Genomic DNA, 23,709 nt, shown 5'->3' with positions numbered 1-23,709 from the left:
AAATTCCGCTATCATGAAGCGGTGACGACCTTGCGGCCAGAAGAACCCCTCAACTTGACGAGCGACGTAGATCTCGTCACGTTCGGGCAGCGGCTTCGCCATCTCCGGCGCGGCCGGGGCATGACGCTGTCGGACCTCGGTGAGCGCGTCGGGCGCGCCCCGTCCCAGCTCTCACTGCTGGAGAACGGGCGCCGTGAGCCCAAGCTGTCGCTGCTGCAGGCGCTGGCCGCCGCGCTGGAGTGCCCGGTGGAGGAGCTGCTGCGCCGCCAGCCGCCGAGCCGCCGCGCGCAGTTGGAGATCGAGCTGGAGGAGGCGCAGCGCGACCCGCTGTACCGCACGCTCGGGCTGTCGCACCTGCGGGTCGGCAAGCGGATGCCGAACGAGGTCATCGAGCACATCCTCGCGCTGTACCGGGAGCTGCGGCGCAGCCGCACCAAGCCCGCCGCCAGCCCGGAGGAGGCCCGCAAGGCCAACGCCGAGCTGCGCCGCCAGATGCACGAGCGCGGCAACCACTTCGCCGACATCGAGGGCGTCGCCGCGCAGACCCTCGACGCGGTCGGCTACCGGCGCGGGGCGGTGTCGCAGGGGCTGCTGATGACGCTGGTCGGCCACTTCGGGTTCAGCCTCCAGTACGTCCAGGACCTGCCGCGCTCGGTCCGGTCGGTCACCGACCTGCGCAACCGGCGGATCTACCTGGAGCGCGAGCAGCTCGGCATGCACACGCCCCGCACGATCCTGCTCCAGACCCTCGGGCACATCGCGCTGGACCACGACCAGCCCCGCGACTTCGCCGACTTCCTGCGCCAGCGCGTCGAGGCGAACTACTTCGGCGCGGCGATCCTGATGCCCGAGCGCAGCGTCGTCCCCTACCTCCAGGAGGCCAAGGCCGCGCGGGAGCTGTCGGTGGAGGACCTCGCCGACGTCTTCGCCGTCTCCTACGAGATGGCCGCGCACCGCTTCACCAACGTCGCGACCCACCACCTCGGCCTGGAGCTGCACTTCACCAAGAACGACGAGAACGGCACCATCTACAAGGCCTACGCCAACGACGGCCTCGCCTTCCCGCAGGACGCCGACGGCGCGATCGAGGGCCAGCGGATGTGCCGCCAGTGGGCGGGGCGGCACGTGTTCACCGCCGAGGACCGGTTCTCCGTCTACTACCAGTACACCGACACCCCGAACGGCACCTACTGGTGCCTGTCGCACATCGACCCCAGCCACGAGCGGGACTTCGCGATCACGCTGGGCGTCCGGTTCGAGGACTCCCGCTGGTTCCGGGGCCGGGAGTCGACCCGGCGGGTGAAGTCGGCGTGCCCGGACGGCGACTGCTGCCAGCGGCCCCCCAAGGAGCTGTCGGACCGCTGGGAGGGGATGGCCTGGCCGTCCGCGCGGGCGCACTCGCACGTCCTGTCCGTCCTGCCGCCGGGGGCGTTCCCCGGCGTGGACGACGCCGACGTCTACGAGTTCCTGGACCGGCACGCCGCCGAGTGACCTCCGCGCCCGGGGGCGAGCACTCCGGATCGCGACGAGGGTGAATGATCTGGGAGGACCCGGTGTTTCCTCTAGTGGGGACGCCTCACCGGGGGCCGTCCGCAGGGGAGGGAGAGCGCGTGCTGCCTGAGGTCGCGACGTGGTTGCGCCGCCGTACGAGCGCGGCGGACGACTGGCCGCCGCACGTCCTGCTGGCCGCGAAGGGGGCCGCCAGGATCAGCGTCGTGCTGCCCGCGCGCGACGAGGAGGCGACGGTCGGCGCCATCGTGGCCGCGATCCGCACCGACCTGGTCGAGCGGGTCCCGCTCGTCGACGAGATCGTCGTGGTCGACTCGCGCTCCACCGACCGCACCGCCGCCGTGGCCGCGGCGGCGGGCGCCGAGGTGGTCGCCCAGGACGACGTCCTGCCGGGGCACGGCCGGATGTCCGGCAAGGGCGAGGCGCTGTGGAAGTCGCTGGCCGTCACCTCCGGCGACCTGGTCGTGTTCATCGACGCCGACCTGCGCGGCTTCACCTCGTCCTACGTCACCGGTCTGCTCGGGCCGCTGCTCACCGACCCGTCCGTCGCCTACGTCAAGGGCTGCTACGACCGCCCGCTCGTCGAGGGCGACCGGTCGGTCGAGGGCGGCGGGGGACGGGTGACCGAGTTGGTCGCGCGCCCGCTGATCAACCTGCACTGGCCGCAGCTCGCCGGGGTGATGCAGCCGCTCGGCGGGGAGTACGCGGGCCGCCGCGCGCTGCTGGAGCGGCTGCCGTTCGTCACCGGCTACGGCGTGGAGCTCGGCCTGCTGCTGGACGTCTTCCAGGACGCCGGGCTCGACGCGATCGCCCAGGTCGACCTCGGCCGCCGGGTCCACTCGCACCAGTCCACCGAGGCGCTGGGGGAGATGTCGGGCCAGATCATGCTGACCGCCTGGTCGCGGCTGGAGCGGCACGGCCGGATGGTCCCGCTGGAGGCCCCCGCGACCGCGCTCACGCGGTTCCGCCGCGTCCCGGACGGACACGACGCGCGCACCAGCGACGTGGCGGTGGGGGAGCGGCCGCCGATGGCCGGTATCCCCGGTTACGCCGCCGCGCGGTCGTTCTCGCCCGGCCGGGGATGAGGCCCCCTTTCCTCCGACATGACTGCTACCGTTGGTAACAGCCGTATTGGAGGAAGGGTCGAATAGCATGACGAGCGCCGAGTCGACGCCGTTCTCGCTGGAGCCGAGCGAGGACGTCCGCCAGGTCCGCGACTGGGTCCACGAGTTCGCCCGGGACGTCGTCCGCCCGGCGGCACGCGAGTGGGACGAGCGCGAGGAGACCCCCTGGCCGCTGATCCAGGAGGCGTCCAAGATCGGCCTCTACTCGCTCGACTTCTTCGCCGCCCAGTGGCTGGAGCCGAGCGGCCTCGGCATCCCGGTGGCCTTCGAGGAGCTGTTCTGGGGCGACGCCGGGATCGCGCTGTCGATCGTCGGCACCGGCCTCGCCGCCGCGTCGGTCGCCGCCGTCGGCACCCCCGACCAGGTCGGCGAGTGGGTGCCCCAGATGTTCGGCACCCCCGGCGAGGTCAGGCTCGGCGCCTTCTGCGCCTCCGAACCCGACGCGGGCAGCGACGTCGGCTCGATCCGGGCCCGCGCGGTGTTCGACGAGGCCAAGGACGAGTGGGTGCTGAACGGCACCAAGACCTGGGTGACCAACGGCGGCATCGCCGACGTGCACGTGGTCGTCGCCTCCGTCCACCCCGACCTCGGCAGCCGCGGGCAGGCGAGCTTCATCGTCCCGCCGGGCACGCCGGGGCTGCGGCAGGGGCAGAAGTTCAGCAAGCACGGCATCCGCGCCTCCCACACCGCCGAGGTGATCCTTGAGGACGTGCGCGTCCCGAGCCGCCTGGTCGTCGGCGGCAAGGAGCGCTTCGACGAGCGCGTCGCCCGCGTCCGCGAGGGCCGCAGCGCCAAGGGCCAGGCGGCGATGAAGACCTTCGAGACCACGCGCCCCTCCGTCGGCGCGATGGCCCTCGGCGTCGGCCGCGCCGCCTACGAGTACGCCCTCGACTACGCCCGCGAGCGCGAGCAGTTCGGCCGCAGGATCGGCGACTTCCAGGCGATCGCGTTCAAGCTCGCCGACATGCGCTGCCGCCTGGACGCGGCCCGCCTGATGGTCTGGCGCGCCGCCTGGATGGCGAGCGCCGGCCGCGACTTCGAGGGCGCCGAGGGCTCGATGGCCAAACTGATGGCCTCGGAGATGGCCGTCCGCGTCACCGAGGAGGCCATCCAGATCCTCGGCGGCAACGGCTACACGCGCGACTACCCGGTGGAACGCATGCACCGCGACGCGAAGATCTTCACCATCTTCGAGGGCACCAGCGAGATCCAACGCCTGGTAATAGGCCGAGCCCTGACCGGCCTTCCCGTCAGATAGCCCCTGACCTGCGCGGGCAGTCGCCTCGTCAACGACTCTCCCCGGCCACCAACGCGCCCTCTCCACCCCCAGGACCGCGGCTCTCCCTCCGATTGGGAGACGTTTGGGAGACGATCACCTGAAGGTGGGGCTGCGCGACGGCCCGGCGCGCGGCGAGCAGCTCGTTCAGTACCGGCACCGGCGAGGTCGGGTAGATCGCGAGCCGCTCGTCCAGAATCGCCTCCCACCGCGCCTGGAGCCGGGCCCGCAGTTGGTTCCTCATGAGCGGGGAGAGGTGCGCGTAGGCGCCGCCGATGCCCGGCATCGAGTGGCCGAGACGGTCGTGGGTGAGGATGGCGGGGGGTGCCGATCTCGTCCAGCCACACCCGGTGCGAGTGCCGCAGCTTGTGCGGGGTCAGGCCCTGTTTGATCGGCAGCCACGAGGCCAACTCCGGCTCCCACATGTGACCGGCCGCGCGGACGGCGGCGATGCGCGGCCGGTGGGGGTGCGTGCCGCCGCTGGGCGAGGTGCACGCCTGACCGGCGACGGCACGGCAGCGGGGGCAGTCCACCGCGCGGGCGTCGACGACGGGCTGGTCGTAGCGGGGGATACCTTGCACCACTGGTGGCGACAACATCGGCGTCGACGTGGTGGTGTTCCTGGTACTGCTCGCGGTGTGGATCGCCGCCGGCCGCTACTTCGCCACCCGCCCGCCCATCGCCAAGGCGCTCAGCCGCTGGGGCCACATCCTGATGCCCGTCGTCCTCATCGGCATCGGCCTGCTCATCCTCATCGAAGGCGGTGCGTTCGGCCTCTAGCCCTGACCACCAGTAGACCTGACGGTCGACCACCGGGCAGGCCTACCCGTACGGGCCAGCATCCCCATGCGGGGTCGATGCTGGGGTGTTGCCGAGGCTCATCGACAAAGGTTGCCTCTAGACGCGGACGAAACCAGCTGGAGGTCGGTTTGAGTGTTTGTGGGGACGATGGAGCGGGGCGATGGGGTCTTTCACTGAATACGGTTGCGGGCGGATCAGCCCCAGCCGTCCAGGTTGCGTTCAATTCTCCGCAAGTCGGATCTGGCTTCTTCCATGGCGCGGCTGGCCGTCATGAGAAGAGAGGATTTGCGGATCTTTTTGGCTCGGGTCTCCAACCAGGCTTGTTTGCCTGCTTTTTCAGCGTCCCGGACGGCTTGCTGGCCGCAGCAGGTACGGACGAACGGCGTCAGGCTGCCTTCGCGGCAGGCTCTCAGGTCGCCGAATTGCGCGGCCAGATTGAAGGTGGCCTGCCAGGCGGTGGCGTAGTCGGGGAGGTCCGAGCAGGGTTCCGGATGCTTTCGTTTGAGGTGACGGGTCGGGAGGGTGAGAAGTTTGCGGGCGGATTCAGGGAGTTCGGATTCTAGGGCGTAGTCGGCGCCCAGATACTCGTCGGGGTCGACGTTCGCGAGCCACCATTCCGCATTGGTGAGTTGGGTCAATGTCTCCAGCACGACCGGTGGGATCTTGTCGTCCCGCCAGCGCCTGCGGACGAGTTCTGTGCGAATCTTATTCGCGCGGCGGCGCGACTGGGGTGTTCCGGTGAGCCGGGGGAGTTCGGTGAAACGGACCGTCGTCGCGAATTCCGTAAGTTCTTTTCGCAGGTCGTCGCGGTGGTCGATCCACCAGCGCGCCTCGGTCAGGCCCGTGAGGGCGGTGATGAGGCGCGTCGGGGGACCGTCGGGCCAGAGCTCGGCGATGGCGTTGGCGCGCAGTTTCCGGGCCCACTGCTCCTGCTTCGGCGAACCGATTATCCGGGGGAGGGCTTCGTCGTTCCACAGGCCGGCGCCCGGGCCTAACGCCTCGTCGAGGCGGTCGCGGTTCTCGATCCACCAGCGTGCGTCCGTCAAGGAGGCGAGGGCGGCCAGCGACTCGGGCGGGGTGTCCGCGCCCCAGCGCCGCTTGACGTAGGCGGCGCGCAGGTTGCGCGCCCAGGCCTGCTGCTTCGGCGTGCCGATCAGTGCGGGCAGGCCGGACGTGCCGTGCTCGGCGGCCCGGGTCCGGGCCGCCAGGTCGGCGATCCGCGGACGCGCCGAGTGGTGCCCGCCGTACCGGACGAGGGCCTCCGCGGCCTCGCCCAGAACGGTCGCCCGCGCCCGGTCTCCGGCGTGAGCCATCATCCAGGCCAGCGCGATGAGCGCCTGCGGGTGGTAGTCCTGATCGGTGACGGCGTCCAGGATCGCGTCAGCTCGGTCGGCGAGGGCGGCGGTCTGGTCGGCGGTGGCGCGGCCGACCGCCGCGGCCGCCAGTACAGCGAAGATCCGTTTCTGGTCGCCGGGGTCGGCCGGGTAGCGCGCCAGCGGCTCGGCCCACTCATACGCACCCCAGGCGTGGCCCGCTCCACCCGCCATGACCGCCTCGGCGAGCATCGTCGCGGCCCGCGCACGCCGGAACGGGTCAGCCCGGTCGGAACGCGGACGGACGGCCGCGATCTCCCCCAGGGCCACGTCCAGCCGGGCGAGACGGTCGGCGTCGGAGACCGCGTGGCGCAGAGCCGCGGCACGGTCCGGCTCACCCGCGGCGGCGGTCGACACCGCGAGCCCGGCCACGGCGCGCGACCGGTGGTAGGGCTGGGGGACGGACCGCGCGAGTGCTTCGCCGCGCGCGGGGTCGGCACCGCCGGAGACCAGAAGCGGCAGCGCCTTCATCGCCCAAGCGTCCGACGACGGGCGGCCAATGGCGGCTGCACGGGTCAGCGCCCGCTCGACCATCCCGCCGGCGCCGGGGCGGTCGCCGCGGAAGGTCAGCACCCGCGCCCACGCCAGCAGGAGCAAGCCTTGGAGGTAGGGCGAGTCGATCACCCGGGACTGGGCGTAAGCCGACCGGATCGACCGGTCCGCCCGGTCGGCGTCGCCGGACAGGACCGCGAGCCAAGCCAGGTCCGTCCACGCCCAGGCGGCGTCGTACGGTTCGCGCATCTGGGCCGGCCGGATTCGGGCCGAACGCAGCAACTCCTCGGCCCGGTCCGGCTCACCCGCGGCTGCGAGAGGGGCGGCCAGCGCGGTCATCGCCTGCACCCTCTGGTACTCGGGCAACGAGCGCGCCAGCGCCTCGGCGTGGTCGGCCGCGCCGAGCGCAGCCCGGAGGGCGGGCAGGTCGGCTGGGACCTCGGTGTACTCGCCCATCGGAGCTCCGGATCAGGTGGAGAGGACGAGAACGAGGGCGGAGCCGTCCAACATCGACAAGCCGAGGAGCGGCATGGCGAAATCACTCATAGGAGCAATACGACCAAAAATGGTCGGTGCTCCACAAGGGAAACCCGCCACCGGGGCACAGAGATTCCGGCGAAACCGAACGAGGAACTAGTGAGGCGGCTTCGGGGCCGAGGTTCGCCTCGTACCGGCACGTGGAGCGGGCAGGGGCCCTCGCCGTCCGGCTTACCGAAGGCGGAGGTGACCAGCCAGGGAACAACTCGTGGCGGCGGACCGCCTGGCCTATCCGGTGGTGCAGCCGGGTCAGCTCGTCGTCGGCCTGCAGTCGGGTGCTGGCTTCCAGTGCGCACGCACAGAACCGGTTCGCCTTTGTCGGGAGCGTTGGTCCACTCCGGCGCGTGCGGCACGGAACTGGGTCGCCGTGCTGATGTGCGCGGCGGTGCCCGGGGTGCTGATGGCCAAGGCTCTGCCGTGCTGCAGAGCCAAGGCCTGCTGCATGTGGGTGATGGCGGTGTTGTAGCGGTCGATCTCCCTGGGCAGATACCAGCGGTCCTGGGCGTCGGCAGAGAAGCGCGGGGCGCGGGTGATTCTCTCCCGCCTGTGCGCTCATTCAGGGGGGCCGCCGATTGTCGAGCCAGGTCCAACGCCTGCTCCTAACTGCACAGGCCTGGTCCGCAGCGGCCGCTCTCGCCAGCCGGGTCACGGTTGCTCCGGGTCTTCCCTGTTTCTCGGTCGCGACGGTCGCGTGGCGCATCCGTCCTTTTCGCGTCCTGCTTGTCAGGACCGGCGAAAGTCGGCCTCAATGCAGGTACGCGCATAGCGGCTGCGCACTTGTAGGATTTTCGCATGGTGTGTTCGCTTCGGCCATATTTGAATCAAGTAGCTGTCGATGACGTCACCTCCAAAGCCGTCCGCTTCGGCTTTGTCCATGTTCTTGGCATGGTAGCGGATGCGGTAATGGCCGGGGCCGTCGGGGAGGGGAGGGAGGATTTTGAGGTATCCGAGTCCCCAATGGCTGTGCAGAGCGATGACTCCGTCACGTGATTCGAAGGGAAGTTCGACAACATCTTCGTATTCGTGCAGTCGTGCGCCCGGGTCGGAGGAGGACATCTCCACGGCGAGACGGACGATGCCGTCATTCCTCCCGGTGACAAAGTTTGCGCGTTGTGCGGCGGACTCGGCGATTCCGATTCTGACGGTCCCTTCCTCGCCTGCCAGGATGGGGTTGCATCCCTCTTCGATCAGGAAGAACGCGTGGTAGTTGACTCCCACTTCAAGCGTAATCGTTTCCGGCATTTCGAAGTCCTTGGTCAAGGCGCGGCTTCCGCGGCCCGTGTGGGGCCGCGGAAGCCAAGGTCATGCTCCTGTGGCGAGGCGCCGTAGCGTAGAGATCATCTCAGGGGCAAGATGCAATCACTGGAAGTTGGGCACGTGCCCGCCTCGTTTCCGAGATCTCCGGTGCCTTTGTGTAGTCGCCGGCAAGCCGCAGTCGAGCTCCAGCCTCGCCGCCGGTACCTCGCCTGAGCCTGGTGTTCGTGCGGGTCGGTGGCGAAGGGCGGCCCGTTGCCCGTCCTGGGAGCAGAGCAGGGCGGCCGCCATTGACTGCTTGCGGCGGGGTTCGCCGTCAAGCGGCGAACTGCGAGCCGGACGCGCGAGGCCTCCTGGGTGCACCTCACGCCGATCTCACCGGACGGTGGGACGATCACCGTCACCGGAAGGCAACGTAGCCCGACCAGCACGCTCGGGGGTGCGGCGGTGGGTGGAGGAGCGTGACGGGGGCGTCCATGGCGGTGGTGAGGGCACGGGTGGGGCTGGCGGTCGCTAACGGGCTGTACGGGTATTGGCCGCACGCCCCCTACGACCGCATCGTCGCCGCCTGCTCGGTCCGGACCGTTCCGGAGGCGTGGCTTGCGCAGACCGGGCCGGGCGGGAAGATCCTCACCCCCTTGGCGGGGTGGCTGTACGGCTACGCCCGCGTCCTGCTCACCACCACCGGCACCGCCGAAGGGCCCGCGCTGTAGGGACGACCCGCACCCGGCAACCCCGCCGACTGGAACGCCCTCACCGCCGGCGCCCCAGATCGACCGGCTCGCCACGGCCCCGACCGTATGGACGAGCCGACCGAGGAGGGCTTCTTCGCACGCTTCCTGGCCCAACTCGCCGCCCCGAACACCCAGCAGCTCACCGACCCCGACGGCAACACCGTGCATTTGGTTGACGTCACCACCGGGTCGTCCGTCACCCTCACCCCCGACAGCGCTCCTGGCGGCACTTCGGGCGGGCCGTCGGAAGGGCGGGGCTGGCGCGTCCGCCAAGCCGGACCGCTGCGGCTGTGGGAGGGCCTCGTGTCTTCCCTCCGGGTCCTCAACCTCCTGGGCCGCTCGGCGAGACCGGCGATGAGGAATTCGCCGGTCGACTCGTCGACGTGGCAGCCGCGATGAGCCGCGAATACGGTGCCCGCCATGACACCTTGGCCTGAGCTGACCTTCCGACGCCTGGAACCAGCGCGGGCACGCGCCATCGATGGCCTGGTCGAGTCTCTCTACTTCGACGCCTACACCCGTTCAGGCCGCGGGTTCGACCTGGTGGTCGCCTGCCGCCCCGGCGGGGCGGCGGGGCGGCGGTCGGGCAGAGCTCCAGAAGTCGCCGCCGACCGGGGCCCGGTGGAACACCTCGGCGATGGAGCGGACGGCTCCGCAGGCGGCTTGGCCGCCGTGCTGCGGCCATCATCCCGGCGTCGCTCGGATCTGTGGCATTGATGGCGATTTGATGCCCCTGGCATTCGCATTCACGACGAATGTCCCCCCGAGGCGCCGCACGAACCAAGGCCGCCACCCCCTTTGGGCGTTATGCGCCTTGATCGCCCGGGGCTCCTTGCCGTCGCCTTGACCGTCGCCGATTCCGCCCGGCGCAATCGCCACGAAAGAGGGAAAGCCTTGGCGAACGCTTTGCCCCCTCGCCGCGACTCACCTTAGAAGGGACACCACCATTCGCCAGGAGGAGAATCCATGAAACAGCACCACAAAGTCGCGGCGGTGATCGCGTCCGGGATCGTCGGCGTCGGAGCGATCAGCGTGCCCGCCGCGTCGGCCACGGAGCGGCCGGCGGCCGCGCAGCACGCCGCGGGCATCCAGGCCGCCCACGCGATGGAGAAGGTGATCTCGCGGGGGCGGCTGGCGGTCTACAAACGCCCCACGACCAAGTCCGGGATCGCCGGGTGGCTGAAGTCGGGCCAGATCATCAGCATCAGGTGCTGGGATGAGGGCGGGCGGGTCCACGGAAACCGGCGGTGGTACCGCATCGCCAAACCATCCGGGTGGGTGTCGGCCTACTACATCAGGGCCACCCGGGGCCGCCCCGCCAGGCACTGCTGAGCCTCGCCGCGCGACGAGCGGCGCGGCACGTTCGCCGGCGCGGGCGGGCCGGGCCCCGAGACCTTCCGTATGCGCATCGACCACGGGCGCCAGACCATTGCCCACCCGGACCTACCGGGGTTGCGTTCACGCTCGGGTGGCTATCACCGGCCCGCCGGGCGTCGCCCGGCCCGGCCGCAGACCGGCCGATCAAGTGGAGGTCGTCGGGATCTGCGGAGGCACCTTGGTGCTGGAGATCGGCACGAGACACCGGTCCCTCCGCCGTGCTGGTGGTCGGCGACTCGGCCCCGAGATGGGCGGCCCGATGTCGCGGACCGCGCCGCTTTCTCGCCCTCGGCCACGACATCAAGTCGTTATTGTGACCGTGAGAAGCCGGAACGTTGGTTCGCGTTGCTGACGGTCAAATGAACTTCGGCGGCGGGCGGCCAAGATCGGGTGACCGGCGGCCACGGAAATGATGATTGATGATCGGGCTGCAGCCCGGTCGGCTGAGACCGTTTGTGGACGTGGTGCCCGTGGTCGCGGGCGAGGGGCCCAGGATGGCGGGCATGCGCAATGGCAGGGCCTGGTGGCCGTGGCTGGTTCTCCTGGCGGCGGTGGCCGGGGTGCTGGTGCTGGCAGCGGTGACGTTCGCCCCGTTGACCGGCAAGGACGGGTTGCAGGTCTCGGCGAACCGCGCGCAGCTCACCGGAGGGTTCGTGCTGGCCGCCGCGGTGCCGCTGATCTCGGTATGGTGGTGGGCCCGGCGGCGTACCCGCGAGCTGGCCGCGCGGGCCGTCCCCGCCCCCGACGCGCTGACGAGCGCCAAGGAGTTGCTAGCCGAGCTGGTGGCCGAGCAATGGAAGGACGAGGCGCGGCTGCGGTCCTTGGACGATCCTGATCCGATCCCGGTGCGCTGGCGCACGCCCGCGTCCAGCGAGCACACCCCGGCGATCATGGACCATCCCGCCCTCATCGACCCCACCGCCGCGAGTACGCCCGGGGGCGGGTTGTGGTGGACGGCCTCCAGCGCCGACATCGCCGCGCTCACCACCCGGTTCCGGCGAACCCGGCGGCGGCGCCTGGTCATCCTGGGCGGCCCGGGGGCGGGCAAGACCACCCTGGCGGTGCAGCTACTGCTGCACCTGCTGGCCACCCGCCCGCAGCACCCCGGCGAACCGGTTCCCGTCCTACTCCCGATCGCCGGCTGGGACACCGAACGGCACCCCCGCCTGCACGACTGGCTCACCGAACGGCTCCTGGCCGACTATCCCGCGCTGCGCGCACCCGGACTCGGCGAGGACGTGGTGCGGGCACTGGCCGCCCGCGGCCATCTCCTGCCCGTCCTGGACGGCATGGACGAACTCCCTTTACCCGCCCAGGCCGCCGTCATCGGCGCGCTGAACCGGTCGCTGGGCGGCGAGGACCAGCTCATCCTCACCAGCCGCACCGCCGAGTTCACCCAGGCGGTCACCCAGGCCGGAGACGTGATCACCTCCGCGGCCGTGCTGGAGCCCCGCCCACTCGACCCCGTGGCCGCCGCCGACCACCTGGAAACCTGCCTGCCCCCCGCACCCGGCCCGACCTGGCAGCACACCCTGACCTCGCTGCGGCACGCGCCGCCGCCCGGCCAGCGTCCCCCCGGCCATCCGGCAGCGGCGCTGGCCGAGGTCACCCAGACCCCGCTGGGACTGTGGTTGCTGCGCGCCGTCTACCTCACCCCCCGCACCGACCCCAGCCCGCTCACCGACCCGGCCCGCTTCCCCACCGCCGACGCCCTGAAGGCCCACCTGCTCGACCAGCTCGTCCCCGCCCTCATCACCACCCGCCCACCCTCAGGCAACCCCGCCGACCCCTTCCGCCCCCGCCGCCGACACGACCCCGCAAAGGCCCGCCGCTGGCTGGGCTACCTGGCCCACCACCTCACCCACCAACCCGGCCCCGCGGGAACCGGCACCGGAACCCGCGACCTGGCCTGGTGGCGCCTGGCCGCCACCACCCGCACCATCACCCCCACCACCCGAATCACCCTCGCCCTCCTGCCCACCGCGGGCGAACTCACGGTCGAGCTCGCGCTCGGGTCCCCGCTCGGGCTCGCATTCGGGCTCCCGTTCGGGCTCGTGCTAGGGCTCATGGGCGGGCTGTTCATCTTTGCCACCGCCCGGACCTGGGCACAGGACCGACCGGGCTATGCCAACCTGCGCGTCCGGCAACGCACCACCGAACTCCTACGCGAACTCGCAGCCAGGCTCGTGGGCGGGCTCGTGCTAGGGCTCGCAGTCGGGCTTGCGGCCATGCTCGGGACTGACCTCGCCGGCGGGCTCGCGACCCCGGTCAAAGACGGGCTCGCCGGCGCGCTCGCGACCGTGCTCGCCTTCGGGCTCGCTGACGGGCTCACTCAGTGGGCACAGACACCTGCGCACACACGTCACGCCCAGACCCCCATGGGCAACTGGCACGCCGACCGGACCCTGAACCTGTTCCGCGCCGCCAACAGCGGGCTCATGACCGGACTCGGGGTCGGGCTCACAGTCGGACTCCTGTACGAGCCCGCAGCCGGACTCGGGTTCGGGTCTACGCTCGGGCTCCTAGCCGGCCTCGCGGTCGGGATCACCGATGGTGAGCACCGGGCGTGGCTGGCATACCTGGTCGCCACCTACCAGCTCGCACGGACCCGCCGTCTGCCGCGCCGGCTGATGCCGTTCCTGGACGACTGCCACCGCCTCGGACTGCTGCGCGCGGTCGGCCCGATCTACCAGTTCCGCCACGCCGAACTCCACGACCACCTCGCCGCCACCTATCCGCCCCCCGCCTAACTCGGCAGCGGTCCTGGCGCGGCTCGAACCGGCCCGGCCGACACCGTGCCCGTGCTCACGCGCGTGGGCCATCAGGAGGCGCTCGCAGCTCGGCGCGCGACCTGGAGCCGCCGGACGATCATGCGTTGCGGGTCCGTCCATCAGTAGGGAGGGGAGGCGAAAAGAATGGAGGACCTGTGACGGCACTGATTCAGAGCGCGATGATCAGCCTCAGTCTGCCCGCGGCGGCGAGGGCCATCCCCGCTCGGCTTTTGAGCCACGTCAGGGCTGAGTGTCGGATCGTGGTGGCACCGTTGGCCGCGGAGAGTCGGATGGTGGCGCTCCGCGGCATGTGGATGTGGGGCCTTCCCGCCGCGAGCATCGCGTGGAAGACGACGTAGCGGCGAGCTCCCGGGCGCGAGGTCAGGGCGCGTCTTGGCGAGGGGTGTTGGGACCAGGTGGCGGCGCTTCGGAAGAGGGCCGCCAAGTCGACTACCAGGAGGCCATGGTGACGATCGCGATCGAGGACCTGCGGGATGCGATCTTCATCGGCGGCTGGCTCACGCAGGGCGACGGCAGTACACCCCTGACCGGCAATGACCATGTCGAGTTCCTGACCGCCACCGCCGGAGGAGGCTGACCGCCATCCCGCAAGCCTGACCGCCGCCAATACTCGGATCGCCCGGCCCACGAACCGTGCCGTTCACTCTTCCCGTACCTCTTGCCAGTCGGCGCAGGTGATGACCTCGAACCCGCGACTGGGGAACACGGCGTCCATGAAGAAGTCGTGCATCACCGCGTCGCCATCGGCGCAGCCGTCGCGCAGGACGGTCACCCGGTAGCCGCGGTCCGCCGCGTCGTAGCACGTCGCGGCCACCATCGCGCTGGTCGCGACCCCGGCGACCAGGATCGTGTCGACGCCGCCGGCGCGGAGCACGAGGTCGAGGTCCGTGCCGGCGAACGCGCTGGCGCGGCGCTTGAGCACGACGACGTCTTCCTCGGTGACCGGCAGATCGATCTCCGCTCCGGCCGATCCCTCCAGGAAGGCGTCCCCGGCCTCGTAGAACGACCTGAACATGGCATTGCCCGGCGGGAGGTCGGCCCCGTTGGGGCGGAAGGCGAAGTGCACGAAGGCGACGAGCGCACCGGCCGCGCGAGCGCGCGGGAGCAGCTCCGTGAGCGGCGGTACGACCTGCCGGGCGAACGGGTAGCCGCTCGTGATGCCCCGCTGGACGTCTCCGATGATCAGTGCTGTGGTCATGACAGGCTCCCGGTGAGTCGTTCCATCCGCCGTCCCGTGGTCGGTAGGACGGTCATGCTGGCCACTATGATGATCGCGTGGTGGCGGCCCGCGCAGTGCGACGCCCCAGGCGGGACGCGGCGCTCCGCCGCGAGCTGGCGGTGAGCGAGAAGGACCGCACCGAGAACCTCATGATCGTCGACCTGGTCCGCAACGACTTGACCATCGTGTGCGCCGTGCGGTCGCGCGATGATCGCCGCGATCGCTGCGGCCTCACCGCAGGCGGTGGGCCAGGCGCGGTCAGCAGAGAGCGGGCGTGGTGGGGGAATGCGATCGGTTCGGGCCGGCCCGCCCGGAAGGCACTCCTTGGGCCTCCGCCCCCCACGTGGCCGCTCCCCGAGCCTGCTGCAGGGGCGGTGTGGCCGGGGCCGGTCACCGGCTCGCCGATCCGCGCTGGCGGCGCGCGAGTGAGGTGGCGGTGTCCGTACTGTCGCGTCATGGCGGGTGAACGGCGGGGCGGGCACCGGGGTGGGCCGGGTTGGGTGGTGAGTTCGCTGTCGGGGACGGTGGTGCAGGGCCGCGATATCACCGTGCAACTCCCGCCTCAGGTGCCTTCCGGGCTGAACGGCTGGCGCGCTCCGGCGCCGGAGTCCGTCGGCCGCGCCGACGCCTTGGCCGATCTGCTGAAGGTCCTCGCGCCCATCCCTACCGGCGACAGGTCAGGCGGAGCGTCGGTGGCTGGCGCAGGTGCCGGGGCGCGGGTGACGCTGGTGGCCGCGGCGGTGGCGGGCTTGGGCGGGATCGGCAAGACCGAGCTGGCTGTGCAGGCGGTCCACATCGCGGTGGGCAGGGGCTGGTTCGCCGGTGGGTGCTACCGATCGACCTGCACGGCTACGCACCCGACACCACCCACCGGCTCACCGCCCAGCAGGCGATCGCGAACCTGCTGCGCGGGCTGGGCGTCCCCGATGAGATGGTTTCGGCCGCCTTCGATGAGCGGGTGCGGATGTACCGAGCGGTCCTGACCGCCTACACCGCCGCGAGCGCTCCGGTCCTGGTGGTGCTGGACAACGCCTCGCCCCAGACCGACGTCCAAGCGCTGCTGCCCGGAGCGGGACATGCGATCGTGACCTCCCGCCACACCCTCGGTGACCTGCCCGCCCTGCTCCTGGACTTGGAGGTCCTGTCCGACGCCGATACCGCCGAGCTGCTGGCTCGGTTGCTGGCGGCCAAACGCCCCGGCGACACCCGCGCCGCCGAGCACCCCGACCACGCCGCCGCTGCCTGCGCAGGTCTGCCCCTGGCGATCCACCTGGTCGCCGCGCTGCTGGCCACCCATCCGGGCATGCCGCTGGCGGTGATGGCCGAGCGGCTGCGCGACGAGGCCACCCGTTTGGAGCGCATCGACAACGATCGGCCGGGGCTGCGGGCCGCCTTCACCCTGTCCTACCAGGCGCTTTCCGCCGACCAGCAGCGCATGTTCCGGCTGCTCACTTGCAACCCCGGCCCCAGGTCTCCACCGCTGCGGCCACCACGACCGCGTGACTGCTAGAGCCCGAGGGCCACCGCCTGCTGGAACGGCTCGCCGAGGCGCACCTGATCGAACCCGGTGACCCCTACGGCTGGCGGCGCATGCACGATCTGGTCCGCCAGTACGCCACCATCATGGGCGAGCAGCACGCCGGTACCGACCACCGCGACGGGGCCCTGGACCGCCTGCTGACCTACTACTCCTTGACCTTGTACGCGGCGACCTCGCATCTGGCGTGGAGTGCGGATCCGGCCGCGCGGGGCGGAAGCTGTGACCTTCAATGGTTGATGGCGTGGTGGTATCAGGGCGCTCTTTGTCGGGATCCCGGTGGCACTGACGAAATCTCGGTCGGACAAGGCCGCTACCTGCGGCGATGTGCCAACTCGACCTCACTCTGCGACCAGCACCACCGGGTCGGGGTCGAGCGTTACGCCTGAGCCTTCTCCGGGGTGGAGGGGGTCGGCTGGGGCGCTGCGGGGGCGCGGTGGCGTGTGGTTGTCAGATGGTAGAGCAGCGCCAGGATCGTGACGCCGGCGGCGGGCAGACCCAGCGCGGCGGGCACCATGGCAAACCACTCCTGGGCCAGTCCGCCCAAGCCGCCGCCAAGGGCGATCCCGAGGTAGATGGCCGAGGAGTTGAGGCCGAGGAGAACCGGTGCCGCGGCCGGGCTGAGGGCGATGAGTCGGTGCTGTTGGGGAACGACGACGACGCCCAGGGCCGCGCCCCAGATCGCGGCCCATACCAGAGTGGACACGAGCGTGGCGGTCGCCACCGAAGTGAGGCCAAGGGCGATGGCGGCGATGATGAGAGGCCCGGTCAACACCTGTGCGGGGTTGTACCGGTCGACCAGTCGCCCGGCGATGATGTTTCCGACCAGAATGCCGATTCCCCAGGTCAGCAGGATGACGGTGAGCAGCGATTCGGAGCCGCCGGTCGCATCCTCCAGGGCCGGGCCGATGTAGGTGTAGAGGGTGTAGGCGCCGAGGAAGACCAGTGAGGTGACGGCCAGCAGCGCGAGGACCCGGCCCTGCTTGAGCGGGCGCAGCCGGTCGCCCAGTGTGGCGGCGGGGAGCGTCACCTTTGGCAGTCCTATGGCGATTCCGAGGAGCGCGGCGAGGCCGATCCCGGCGACGGCCCACAGGGTGATGTGCCAGTCGGTACGGCCGATCAGCATGCCGAGGGGGAGGCCCAACGCCGTCGCCAGCGTGAGGCCGCCCAACACGAAGGCCAGGGCCCTGCCGCGGCGTTCCGGGGGCGCGATGGCCCCCGCAGTGCTGGAGGCGGCGGAGTTGATCATCCCGGCCCCGACCGCGGTGACGACGCGAGCGATCATCACTACCTCGTAGCTGGTCCCCAGGGCGGTGACAGCGTTGCCGACCACGAAGATGCTCAACGCGATCAGCAGCGCGGAGCGCCTGTCCAGTCCACTGGTGAGCGCGCCCATGACGGGCGCCGACAGGGCCATCACCAAGGCGAACACCGTGACCAGTTGCCCGGCGGCGGGAGTGGAGACCTGCAGGTCGGTGGCGATGGCCGGGAGCAAGCCGGCGATGACGTAGCTGTCGGTGCCGACGGCGAATGTCGCCAGGGCCAGCGGAAGTAGTCGTTTCAACACCGGGCGGTGCCGCCTTTCCAGAGGAACCTCAGAAGTACCGAGCGGAACCCTAGGCGATACATGGATACTTGTCCATATATCCATTAGTTGGTAGCGTGCGGGTGTGCGGAACCCAGGAGGCGGCGATGCGTGAGGTGTCACAGCCGGCGACCGAGGCCATCCGGCTGGTGGAGGTGCTGCGCGCTCTGGCCGATCCGGTGCGGCTGGACCTCGTCCTGCGGCTCGACCGGATGGGCGAGGACTTCTGCAACGCGATCGGCGCCGAAATCGACGTGCATCAGACGACGCTGTCGCACCACTACCGGGTGCTGCGCGAGGCCGGCGTGACGTGGACGAAGGTGCAGGGTCGATCCCGGCTGGTACGGCTGCGCCGAGAGGACCTCGACGCACTGTTCCCCGGCCTGCTCGACTCTGTACTGAGCGCTGGCCGCCGAGCACGCGATACCGCAACCACCAGCACCGTCTAGGCGCCGTAGACGTAGGCTCCCCGGCACTCGGTGTTGGGAGGCGTTCGGTCCGAGCAGCGAGCGGTTCGGGTCACGTCGAGTGATCAAGCACACGCTGACGCCATTCACGCCGTTGTCGCGCCTTTCCTGAGGCACCACCGCAGGTCACGGCAATAAACGACGGCTATCGCCGGGCCCTCTGGTCAGCACGAGCGGAGCAGGTCTTGCAGGGCGCTCTTCTCGGCTTGGTCGAGGTGCAGCCGGCGGTACTTCATATCGCCCCAGGAGCGCGCGTAGACGCAGTGGAAGGAGACCAGCGGTCGCTTCTACTGGGCCGGGCCTTGTCCTTCTTGGCCTGGTTGACGTGGTCGGTGACCGCCTTCAGGAAGGTCCACAAACGGCTGGTCGGCGCGGATTCCTCGCCACCCGACCCTGCTGTCAGACCAACCAGATCCTCAACAGGAACCGCACCGAGGTGTCGGAGATCACCGAGGCGGGGGAGGTGATATGGGCCCGCAGCAGGTCGCGCGCCGACGGTGTGGGCTTGGAGGCGGTACCTGCCGGGCCCGCCGAGGTGGATCCACCCGTCGGCCCGCTGGTGAGGGTCTGCAACTGGACCAGGGGTTGCCCGCCGAGCGGCCCGCGAGACGAAGTGGGGGATCCCCTTGCGGAGCACCCGGGTGCGGCCCTTGTGCTCTTCGATGCTGAGCGGATGACCCCGGGTTCCATGCGGTCGGTGTGGAGGTGGTCGACTTCGTGGCTGGTCAGCGCCTCGCTGAAGACGGTGAGGGTGCGGGTGCCGTCCAGGCGGGCATGTTCGACCTTCAGGCGGTCGTGGGGGAGGAGTCCGCGCACGTCGAAGTGGCCGTCTGGTGGCCGATGCTTCGCGGCCAGCTGCGGGGTCAGCCTTCGATACCGGTGGCCTCGTGGGAGGTTCCGACGGGCTTGGACTCGGGTGAGCCGCGTTGGCGCAGGTAGATGCTGAAGGCGGCCATGGAGGCGACGGCCAGGAACTCCGACTGCCAGTTCTGCAAGGTCCGGTTCCAGAAGTCGGCAGAGGTCACGTAGCCCGTCCAGGAGACCGGGTCTTGGTAGTCGGCGAGCTGTTCGGCGTTGTAGGCGACGCGGCCGGCGATCGACTGGGCCAGCCATGACGCCAGGAAGATCAGCCCCATCGCCAGGCCGAGGGAACGGGCGAAGACCGCGCCGCGCAGTCCACCGATGGCCGCCCAGCGGGGTGAGCCGCCGGTGGCGTGACGGCCGACGTGCTGGTCCTGGTCGGACTCCTCGCCGGCCCTGCCGGGTGACTTGGACTCGGGTGAGCCGCGTTGGAGCAGCCAGACGGTCATGAAGATGTAGAGGAAGAACTGCAGGTACTCCGATTGCCAGTTCTCGGCGACGTCGACTCCGAACTGGGACGATGAGAGGTAGCGCAGCAGCGAGATCTCGGCCCCGGACTGGACGAGCGCCTGGTTGTTGTATTCGTGCCATCCCGACAGCGCCTGCCCGACGAGCGCGAGCAGCAGGATGCCCAGGAAGAACAGGGTGAGCGAATTGTCGCGAACGAACCGGCGCATCGTCGTCACCGCCCCATCAGCCCGATGGCCATCACGTACGCCAGCCCGCTGACGATGATGAGCATGGTGAGGGCGAAGACGGCGCGCATCAGGCTTCCACCTCGCAGTCGTAGGGGCCCTTCGGCTGCGGCTCGCACCCGGCCGCGGTCACCTTCCAGCCGCCAGGAAAACGCGCCAGGAAAACGGTGTCGTCGCTCAGATGTGCCTGCGCCCGTTCGCCCCATACTTGAACACCCGTGATCGCCCCTGATCCCAGATTCAGGCCCGTGACCTGTGCAGCACACTGCTCTCCGCCCGATTCCAGGCTCTCGGCGGCGTCGGGTGCCAAGGCCCCGCACACGCCAGGTCCATCGTGTCGCTGAACCGCGCTGACGAAGGTCTGCACGGCCTGGCGTAGATCGCGGTTGTCACCGGTACGATCGCAGGCCCCGCAGACCATCACCGCAATCACCGCGACGGCGAGCACCCGTCGCGCCGGTACGTTGACAGCGAGAACAGCCATCTGAGCTGCCTACCCCATGATCGGCAGCTCATCCCGACGGCGGGACCACCGCGACCGCGGGCGAGCGGGTCTCAGTGACCGGTGGATCGGACGCATGAGGGCGGTCAAAGACGGCGCGGAAAGGGTGAGTCGGGGGCGGTCACGCCGCGTTCGAGCAGATCGACGTAATACGCGGCGACGGAGGTGGTCGTGGAGTCGTCGAACGATGACGGCCGGTGGACGAAGGCCACCCGCAGGCCGCCGTTCTCGGTGACCAGAGTATTGACCATCAGTGTGCAGAGCGACAACTCGAAGGTCGCTGTGTCCTGGACGACGGGGTCCCACGGCGGCGGCACATTGGGTTGACGATCGGCGCCGGGCCGGCCGCCTCCGTGATTCACCAGCATCTCGAAGATCGGATCGTGCTCGGTGTTCGGGCCGACTTCGAGTGCGGCCGCCAGGTGTTCGAAGGGGACGTCCTGGTTGGCGTGCGCGCTCACCCAGACGTCGCGGGTGCGCTGGACGAGTTCACGAAACTGAGGGTGTTCGGTGAAAGGTCCACCCTCAGGGCGACGGTGTTGAGGAAGCAACCGACCACTTCTTGGAGGTCCGGTCGTGGACGGTCGGAGACGATCGCGCCGATGACGACGTCCGTTCGGTCCGTCATGGCGCCCAGTGCCGCGCACAGGGCCGCGGTGACGACGATGGCCGGACTCGCACGGGCTCGCCAGGCCATCTTCGTCAACGCCGCATTGGACTCGGCCGACAGTTCCACCGTCGTTTCCCGGCCCAGCGTTTCGTTCGCTGCCGGGTGCGACCGATCGGCGGGCGGGCCGGGGCGCCGGTACCCCGCCAGCGCCCGCTTCCAGTAGAGCGACCGCGGTTGCACGAGATCGCTTTCCAAGAGCCGCCGCTGCCACAGCGCGTAGTCCCCGTACTGGACCGCGAGGGCGGGCAGTCGCGGAGTCCGCTCGGCGCACGCGGCGGCGTAGAGCTCGAAGAGGTCACGGGCGATCACGTCCATCGACCAGCGGTCGGTGATGATGTGGTGCAACACCAGCAGGACACCGGTGTCGTGATCGTCCAACTCGGCGGTGACCACCCGCAGAAGCGGCGGAGCCGACAGGTCGAACGGCTCGGCCGTGGCCTGCCGAACGGCGTCCTCCGGGTGTGCGCCCGCCCGGGTGACGGGAACGGTCGCGTCCTTGTCGACCCGCTGCGCGGGGGTGCCGTCGGGCCGCCGGACGAATCTCGTCCGCAGGATCTCGTGCCGCTGGACCAGACCGGCGAGCGCCGTGGAAAGCACCTGGTGGTCCACGGGCCCGGGAACCCGCCAACCTCCGGTCACGTGATCCTGGCGCTTACCGGCGGCATCGAACCGGTCGTGCCACCACAGGCGCTCCTGCCCCGCCGACAGAGGGAACTCGGTGGGCCTGGGGGAGTGAACGATCGGATGGGGGTTCGCCGGGCGTTCGTGTTGGGGCATCGGGCCTCAGGCCAGTGAGCTGGTCTCGGCGAGGGCGTGCTCGACGGCGGCGGCGATGGTCTCGACACTGCGGAAGGTGGCCTCGTTGAGGTGGCTTTCGGGGAACTCGATGGCGAAGCCGTCCTCGATGGCCAGCATGAGACCGACAGAGCTCAGGGACAAAGCAAGTCGATGTGTTAATCATCGGCAATGGAGCTCTGGGGATGTTTCTCGCCGCGGAACTCGCCGAACGCGAGATCGGCTCCGTCGCGGTCGTCGGACCGGCCGACCGGAGTGGCGGCGGGAGCCAGGCCGCCGGAGCCATGCTGGGTTGCTTTGGGGAAGTGACCTCGGAAACACTGCGGACCGCAGCCGGACGGGCCCGGTTCGAGATCGGGATCGCCGCACATGATCGCTGGCCAGAGGTACTGTGCAGGCTCGAAGAGTTCTCGCCGACGTCTCACGCCTTGCAGACGGCCACCGACACGCACGTCGTCCTCAACGCCATCGGCTCCGATCTCGATTCGATCAATTACGCCGCCATCATTGACGCCCTCGACGTCTACAAGAAGCCTTGGAAAGAGATCGAGCCCCATGACATACCGGGCTACAATTCCGGTAGTTGACAAGGAGTGCGGCCCGTCGCATGGACGGTTAGGCGAAGGGCCACGCGGACGCGGCGGTCTCCTGGCGCAGCGGGGGCAGGACCTCGTGCGCGAGCCGCTCGACCTGCTCGGCCATGCCGGGACCGGCGGGCATGAAGTTGAAGGCGTTGAAGCCGATCCCGACGAAGCCGAGGAGCCGCTCGATGACGGCGTCCGGTGGCCCGCTCACCAGGCCCGGATCGTTCTCGACCCGCTCGCTGATCCGGACGCCGACGTTGTAGGCGCGGGTGATGCCGGCCGGGTCGCGTCCGGCGTCCTCGGCGGCGGCCGCGATGCGCTCCAACATGACCCGTGCCCTCTCGGGCGGAGCGAAGCCCAGCGATGGGATCCAGCCGTCGGCGAGCCGTCCGGTGAGGTCGAGCGCGCGCGGGCCGAACGTGCCGAGCCAGATCGGTATGTCGCGCTCGGGCTTGGGTTCGAGGTCGGCGGCGTCGACGTGGTGGACGCGGCCGGCGTGGGTGAAGACCGGCTCGCTCCACAGGCCGCGGGCGATGCGGATCGCGTCCTCCAGGCCGTCGACCTTCTCCCGCGGCGTCGGGACGGGAATGCCGAAGGAGCGGAACTCCTCGTCGGAGTAGCCGCCGCCGAGCCCGAGGATCAGACGCCCGCCTGAGAGCCGGTCGAACGTCTCGGCCATCTTCGCGACCATGGCCGGGTTGCGGTACGGGACGCCGAGGACGCGGGTCGCGATCGTGATCGTGATCGTGCTGGTCGTGGCGGCGATCCAGGACAGCATCGTCCAGGTCTCCATGGTCGGGTGCGCGGTGCACGGATGATCGGAGGCGGACACGAAGTCGAAGCCGAGCCGCTCGGCCTCGCGTGCGCGGGCGACGGGGTCGGCGCCGGGCGCCGCCGACGTGGAGACGTTCAGGCCGCAACGCATGGTCGTACCTCCAGCTTGGAAACGAAGAACTGCGCGATCGGGCCGATGCCGACCGCGTACAGGACGGTCCCGATCCCGACCGTCCCGCCGAGGAGCCAGCCGAGCAGGAGCGCGGCCGCCTCGATCGCGGTGCGCACGGCCCGGATGGAGTGGCCGCGCGCGGCGAGGCCGGTCATGAGGCCGTCGCGCGGTCCGGGACCGAACCCGGCGCCGATGTAGAGGCCGGTCGCCGCGCCGTTGCCGATGATCGCGACGGCCAGTAGCGAGATCCGCCAGCCGAGCCCGGACGGCTCGGCGACGACCCCCAGCGCCGCGTCGGCGGCGAGGCCGACGACGAGGACGTTGCTGACCGTGCCGAGGCCGGGCCGCTGGCGCAGCGGGACCCAGAGCAGCAGGACGGCGGCGGCGGTGAGGTTGACGATCCAGCCGAGCGGGAGCCCCGTCCGTGCGGCGAGGCCCTGGTGCAGGACGTCCCACGGGTCGAGCCCGAGGTCGGCGCGCACCATCAGCCCGATGCTGACGCCGAAGAGGGCGAGCCCGCCGTACAGGTGACTCACCCTCCGCCATCTATTTGACATGTCAAAAAAACTACGAGCCGAG

The 23,709-nt window shown here is 70.3% G+C and carries 25 protein-coding genes and 1 pseudogene; 15 read left to right on the top strand and 11 right to left on the bottom strand.

Translation table 11 applies throughout. The features are described 5' to 3' along the window. Positions 1–54 precede the first annotated feature (54 nt). The 4 genes from KLI87_RS34510 to KLI87_RS34495 all read left to right on the top strand — a co-directional run bounded on the left by KLI87_RS34510 (position 55) and on the right by KLI87_RS34495 (position 4,689). Positions 55–1,491: a helix-turn-helix domain-containing protein gene (locus KLI87_RS34510; protein ID WP_156220542.1), complete on the top strand. Its 1,437-nt coding sequence runs from the start codon at positions 55–57 to the stop codon at positions 1,489–1,491. A 119-nt stretch (positions 1,492–1,610) separates the two neighbouring features. Next, complete coding sequence (locus KLI87_RS34505) at positions 1,611–2,594, top strand: glucosyl-3-phosphoglycerate synthase (protein WP_214620387.1); 984 nt, start codon at positions 1,611–1,613, stop codon at positions 2,592–2,594. 67 nt (positions 2,595–2,661) lie between these two features. Further along, the gene (locus tag KLI87_RS34500; protein ID WP_156220674.1) at positions 2,662–3,891 is read left to right on the top strand and encodes an acyl-CoA dehydrogenase family protein; all 1,230 of its coding nucleotides are present in this window, start codon (positions 2,662–2,664) and stop codon (positions 3,889–3,891) included. 588 nt (positions 3,892–4,479) lie between these two features. Beyond that, positions 4,480–4,689, top strand: a complete 210-nt coding sequence (locus KLI87_RS34495) for a cadmium resistance transporter (protein ID WP_308166442.1) — start codon at positions 4,480–4,482, stop codon at positions 4,687–4,689. Between the two features lie 215 nt (positions 4,690–4,904). On the opposite strand, the gene KLI87_RS34490 is transcribed toward KLI87_RS34495, so the two are convergent. After that, positions 4,905–7,031: a hypothetical protein gene (locus KLI87_RS34490; protein ID WP_214620386.1), complete on the bottom strand. Its 2,127-nt coding sequence runs from the start codon at positions 7,029–7,031 to the stop codon at positions 4,905–4,907. A gap of 289 nt (positions 7,032–7,320) precedes the next feature. On the opposite strand from KLI87_RS34490, the gene KLI87_RS34485 reads away from it, so the two are divergent. After that, positions 7,321–7,578, top strand: a complete 258-nt coding sequence (locus KLI87_RS34485; protein ID WP_214620385.1) for a hypothetical protein — start codon at positions 7,321–7,323, stop codon at positions 7,576–7,578. Between the two features lie 257 nt (positions 7,579–7,835). Here KLI87_RS34485 and KLI87_RS34480 read toward each other — a convergent pair whose 3' ends face one another. Next, positions 7,836–8,372: a hypothetical protein gene (locus KLI87_RS34480; protein WP_214620384.1), complete on the bottom strand. Its 537-nt coding sequence runs from the start codon at positions 8,370–8,372 to the stop codon at positions 7,836–7,838. Between the two features lie 455 nt (positions 8,373–8,827). Here KLI87_RS34480 and KLI87_RS34475 point away from each other — a divergent pair, with 455 nt between their 5' ends. The 5 genes from KLI87_RS34475 to KLI87_RS41290 all read left to right on the top strand — a co-directional run bounded on the left by KLI87_RS34475 (position 8,828) and on the right by KLI87_RS41290 (position 13,846). Continuing rightward, positions 8,828–9,079 carry a hypothetical protein gene (locus KLI87_RS34475; RefSeq protein WP_214620383.1) on the top strand — a complete coding sequence of 84 codons (252 nt, stop codon included), beginning with the start codon at positions 8,828–8,830 and terminating at the stop codon, positions 9,077–9,079. Positions 9,080–9,166: 87 nt separating this feature from the next. Continuing rightward, the gene (locus KLI87_RS34470) at positions 9,167–9,499 is read left to right on the top strand and encodes a hypothetical protein (protein ID WP_214620382.1); all 333 of its coding nucleotides are present in this window, start codon (positions 9,167–9,169) and stop codon (positions 9,497–9,499) included. A 567-nt stretch (positions 9,500–10,066) separates the two neighbouring features. Further along, positions 10,067–10,432 carry an SH3 domain-containing protein gene (locus KLI87_RS34465; protein WP_214620381.1) on the top strand — a complete coding sequence of 122 codons (366 nt, stop codon included), beginning with the start codon at positions 10,067–10,069 and terminating at the stop codon, positions 10,430–10,432. Between the two features lie 464 nt (positions 10,433–10,896). After that, positions 10,897–13,227 (top strand): NACHT domain-containing protein, encoded by a 2,331-nt coding sequence (locus KLI87_RS34460; protein ID WP_214620380.1) that lies wholly within the window; start codon positions 10,897–10,899, stop codon positions 13,225–13,227. Positions 13,228–13,711: 484 nt separating this feature from the next. Next, complete coding sequence (locus KLI87_RS41290; RefSeq protein WP_284734269.1) at positions 13,712–13,846, top strand: hypothetical protein; 135 nt, start codon at positions 13,712–13,714, stop codon at positions 13,844–13,846. Positions 13,847–13,909: 63 nt separating this feature from the next. Here KLI87_RS41290 and KLI87_RS34455 read toward each other — a convergent pair whose 3' ends face one another. Continuing rightward, the gene (locus KLI87_RS34455) at positions 13,910–14,467 is read right to left on the bottom strand and encodes a cysteine hydrolase family protein (protein WP_214620379.1); all 558 of its coding nucleotides are present in this window, start codon (positions 14,465–14,467) and stop codon (positions 13,910–13,912) included. A gap of 77 nt (positions 14,468–14,544) precedes the next feature. Here KLI87_RS34455 and KLI87_RS41735 point away from each other — a divergent pair. The 3 genes and pseudogenes from KLI87_RS41735 to KLI87_RS34440 form a co-directional block, all read left to right on the top strand. Further along, positions 14,545–14,679: pseudogene (locus tag KLI87_RS41735) on the top strand (chorismate-binding protein); the annotation flags it as partial. 635 nt (positions 14,680–15,314) lie between these two features. Next, positions 15,315–15,998 carry a hypothetical protein gene (locus KLI87_RS34445; protein ID WP_308166445.1) on the top strand — a complete coding sequence of 228 codons (684 nt, stop codon included), beginning with the start codon at positions 15,315–15,317 and terminating at the stop codon, positions 15,996–15,998. A gap of 80 nt (positions 15,999–16,078) precedes the next feature. Continuing rightward, positions 16,079–16,414, top strand: a complete 336-nt coding sequence (locus KLI87_RS34440) for a hypothetical protein (RefSeq protein WP_214620376.1) — start codon at positions 16,079–16,081, stop codon at positions 16,412–16,414. On the opposite strand, the gene KLI87_RS34435 is transcribed toward KLI87_RS34440, so the two are convergent. After that, entirely contained in the window at positions 16,405–17,592 is a 1,188-nt protein-coding gene (locus tag KLI87_RS34435; RefSeq protein WP_214620375.1) for an MFS transporter, read from the bottom strand. The genes KLI87_RS34440 and KLI87_RS34435 overlap by 10 nt on opposite strands. A gap of 125 nt (positions 17,593–17,717) precedes the next feature. Here KLI87_RS34435 and KLI87_RS34430 point away from each other — a divergent pair, with 125 nt between their 5' ends. Then, positions 17,718–18,059 carry a helix-turn-helix transcriptional regulator gene (locus KLI87_RS34430; protein ID WP_214620374.1) on the top strand — a complete coding sequence of 114 codons (342 nt, stop codon included), beginning with the start codon at positions 17,718–17,720 and terminating at the stop codon, positions 18,057–18,059. Positions 18,060–18,940: 881 nt separating this feature from the next. On the opposite strand, the gene KLI87_RS34425 is transcribed toward KLI87_RS34430, so the two are convergent. The 5 genes from KLI87_RS34425 to KLI87_RS41285 form a co-directional block, all read right to left on the bottom strand. After that, entirely contained in the window at positions 18,941–19,615 is a 675-nt protein-coding gene (locus KLI87_RS34425; RefSeq protein WP_156220797.1) for a DUF6766 family protein, read from the bottom strand. 88 nt (positions 19,616–19,703) lie between these two features. Then, a complete protein-coding gene (locus KLI87_RS34420; protein WP_214620373.1) occupies positions 19,704–20,117 on the bottom strand; it encodes a hypothetical protein in 414 nt (137 codons plus the stop codon). Positions 20,118–20,221: 104 nt separating this feature from the next. Next, positions 20,222–20,596 (bottom strand): hypothetical protein, encoded by a 375-nt coding sequence (locus KLI87_RS34415; protein ID WP_214620372.1) that lies wholly within the window; start codon positions 20,594–20,596, stop codon positions 20,222–20,224. Beyond that, complete coding sequence (locus tag KLI87_RS34410; RefSeq protein ID WP_214620371.1) at positions 20,593–21,582, bottom strand: condensation domain-containing protein; 990 nt, start codon at positions 21,580–21,582, stop codon at positions 20,593–20,595. The genes KLI87_RS34415 and KLI87_RS34410 overlap by 4 nt, the downstream gene beginning before the upstream one ends. A 6-nt stretch (positions 21,583–21,588) precedes the next feature. Then, positions 21,589–21,720, bottom strand: a complete 132-nt coding sequence (locus KLI87_RS41285; protein WP_284734268.1) for a hypothetical protein — start codon at positions 21,718–21,720, stop codon at positions 21,589–21,591. 35 nt (positions 21,721–21,755) lie between these two features. Here KLI87_RS41285 and KLI87_RS34405 point away from each other — a divergent pair, with 35 nt between their 5' ends. Continuing rightward, positions 21,756–22,187, top strand: a complete 432-nt coding sequence (locus KLI87_RS34405; protein WP_308166426.1) for an FAD-dependent oxidoreductase — start codon at positions 21,756–21,758, stop codon at positions 22,185–22,187. Between the two features lie 28 nt (positions 22,188–22,215). Here KLI87_RS34405 and KLI87_RS34400 read toward each other — a convergent pair whose 3' ends face one another. Both KLI87_RS34400 and KLI87_RS34395 read right to left on the bottom strand, forming a co-directional pair. Next, positions 22,216–23,109 (bottom strand): LLM class flavin-dependent oxidoreductase, encoded by an 894-nt coding sequence (locus KLI87_RS34400; RefSeq protein WP_214620369.1) that lies wholly within the window; start codon positions 23,107–23,109, stop codon positions 22,216–22,218. Further along, positions 23,094–23,666, bottom strand: coding sequence for a hypothetical protein (locus tag KLI87_RS34395; protein ID WP_308166424.1), 573 nt, complete (start codon positions 23,664–23,666; stop codon positions 23,094–23,096). The genes KLI87_RS34400 and KLI87_RS34395 overlap by 16 nt, the downstream gene beginning before the upstream one ends. Between the last annotated feature and the right edge of the window lie 43 nt (positions 23,667–23,709).

Source organism: Actinomadura sp. NEAU-AAG7, from assembly GCF_018603865.1.
In the GTDB taxonomy this organism is placed as follows: domain Bacteria; phylum Actinomycetota; class Actinomycetes; order Streptosporangiales; family Streptosporangiaceae; genus Spirillospora; species Spirillospora litoris.
This window is presented reverse-complemented; position numbering and strand designations above follow the sequence as displayed.

What these genes read in the sequence shown, in the direction of transcription:
- KLI87_RS34500 (WP_156220674.1), top strand. Translation starts at nt 2,662, where the DNA reads ATGACGAGCGCCGAGTCGACGCCGTTCTCGCTGGAGCCGAGCGAGGAC.
- KLI87_RS34490 (WP_214620386.1), bottom strand. Translation starts at nt 7,031, where the DNA reads ATGGGCGAGTACACCGAGGTCCCAGCCGACCTGCCCGCCCTCCGGGCT.
- KLI87_RS34470 (WP_214620382.1), top strand. Translation starts at nt 9,167, where the DNA reads ATGGACGAGCCGACCGAGGAGGGCTTCTTCGCACGCTTCCTGGCCCAA.
- KLI87_RS34465 (WP_214620381.1), top strand. Translation starts at nt 10,067, where the DNA reads ATGAAACAGCACCACAAAGTCGCGGCGGTGATCGCGTCCGGGATCGTC.
- KLI87_RS34460 (WP_214620380.1), top strand. Translation starts at nt 10,897, where the DNA reads ATGATCGGGCTGCAGCCCGGTCGGCTGAGACCGTTTGTGGACGTGGTG.
- KLI87_RS41290 (WP_284734269.1), top strand. Translation starts at nt 13,712, where the DNA reads ATGGTGACGATCGCGATCGAGGACCTGCGGGATGCGATCTTCATCGGC.
- KLI87_RS34455 (WP_214620379.1), bottom strand. Translation starts at nt 14,467, where the DNA reads ATGACCACAGCACTGATCATCGGAGACGTCCAGCGGGGCATCACGAGC.
- KLI87_RS34440 (WP_214620376.1), top strand. Translation starts at nt 16,079, where the DNA reads ATGCACGATCTGGTCCGCCAGTACGCCACCATCATGGGCGAGCAGCAC.
- KLI87_RS34430 (WP_214620374.1), top strand. Translation starts at nt 17,718, where the DNA reads ATGCGTGAGGTGTCACAGCCGGCGACCGAGGCCATCCGGCTGGTGGAG.
- KLI87_RS34425 (WP_156220797.1), bottom strand. Translation starts at nt 19,615, where the DNA reads ATGCGCCGGTTCGTTCGCGACAATTCGCTCACCCTGTTCTTCCTGGGC.
- KLI87_RS34420 (WP_214620373.1), bottom strand. Translation starts at nt 20,117, where the DNA reads ATGGCTGTTCTCGCTGTCAACGTACCGGCGCGACGGGTGCTCGCCGTC.
- KLI87_RS34410 (WP_214620371.1), bottom strand. Translation starts at nt 21,582, where the DNA reads ATGCCCCAACACGAACGCCCGGCGAACCCCCATCCGATCGTTCACTCC.
- KLI87_RS41285 (WP_284734268.1), bottom strand. Translation starts at nt 21,720, where the DNA reads ATGCTGGCCATCGAGGACGGCTTCGCCATCGAGTTCCCCGAAAGCCAC.
- KLI87_RS34400 (WP_214620369.1), bottom strand. Translation starts at nt 23,109, where the DNA reads ATGCGTTGCGGCCTGAACGTCTCCACGTCGGCGGCGCCCGGCGCCGAC.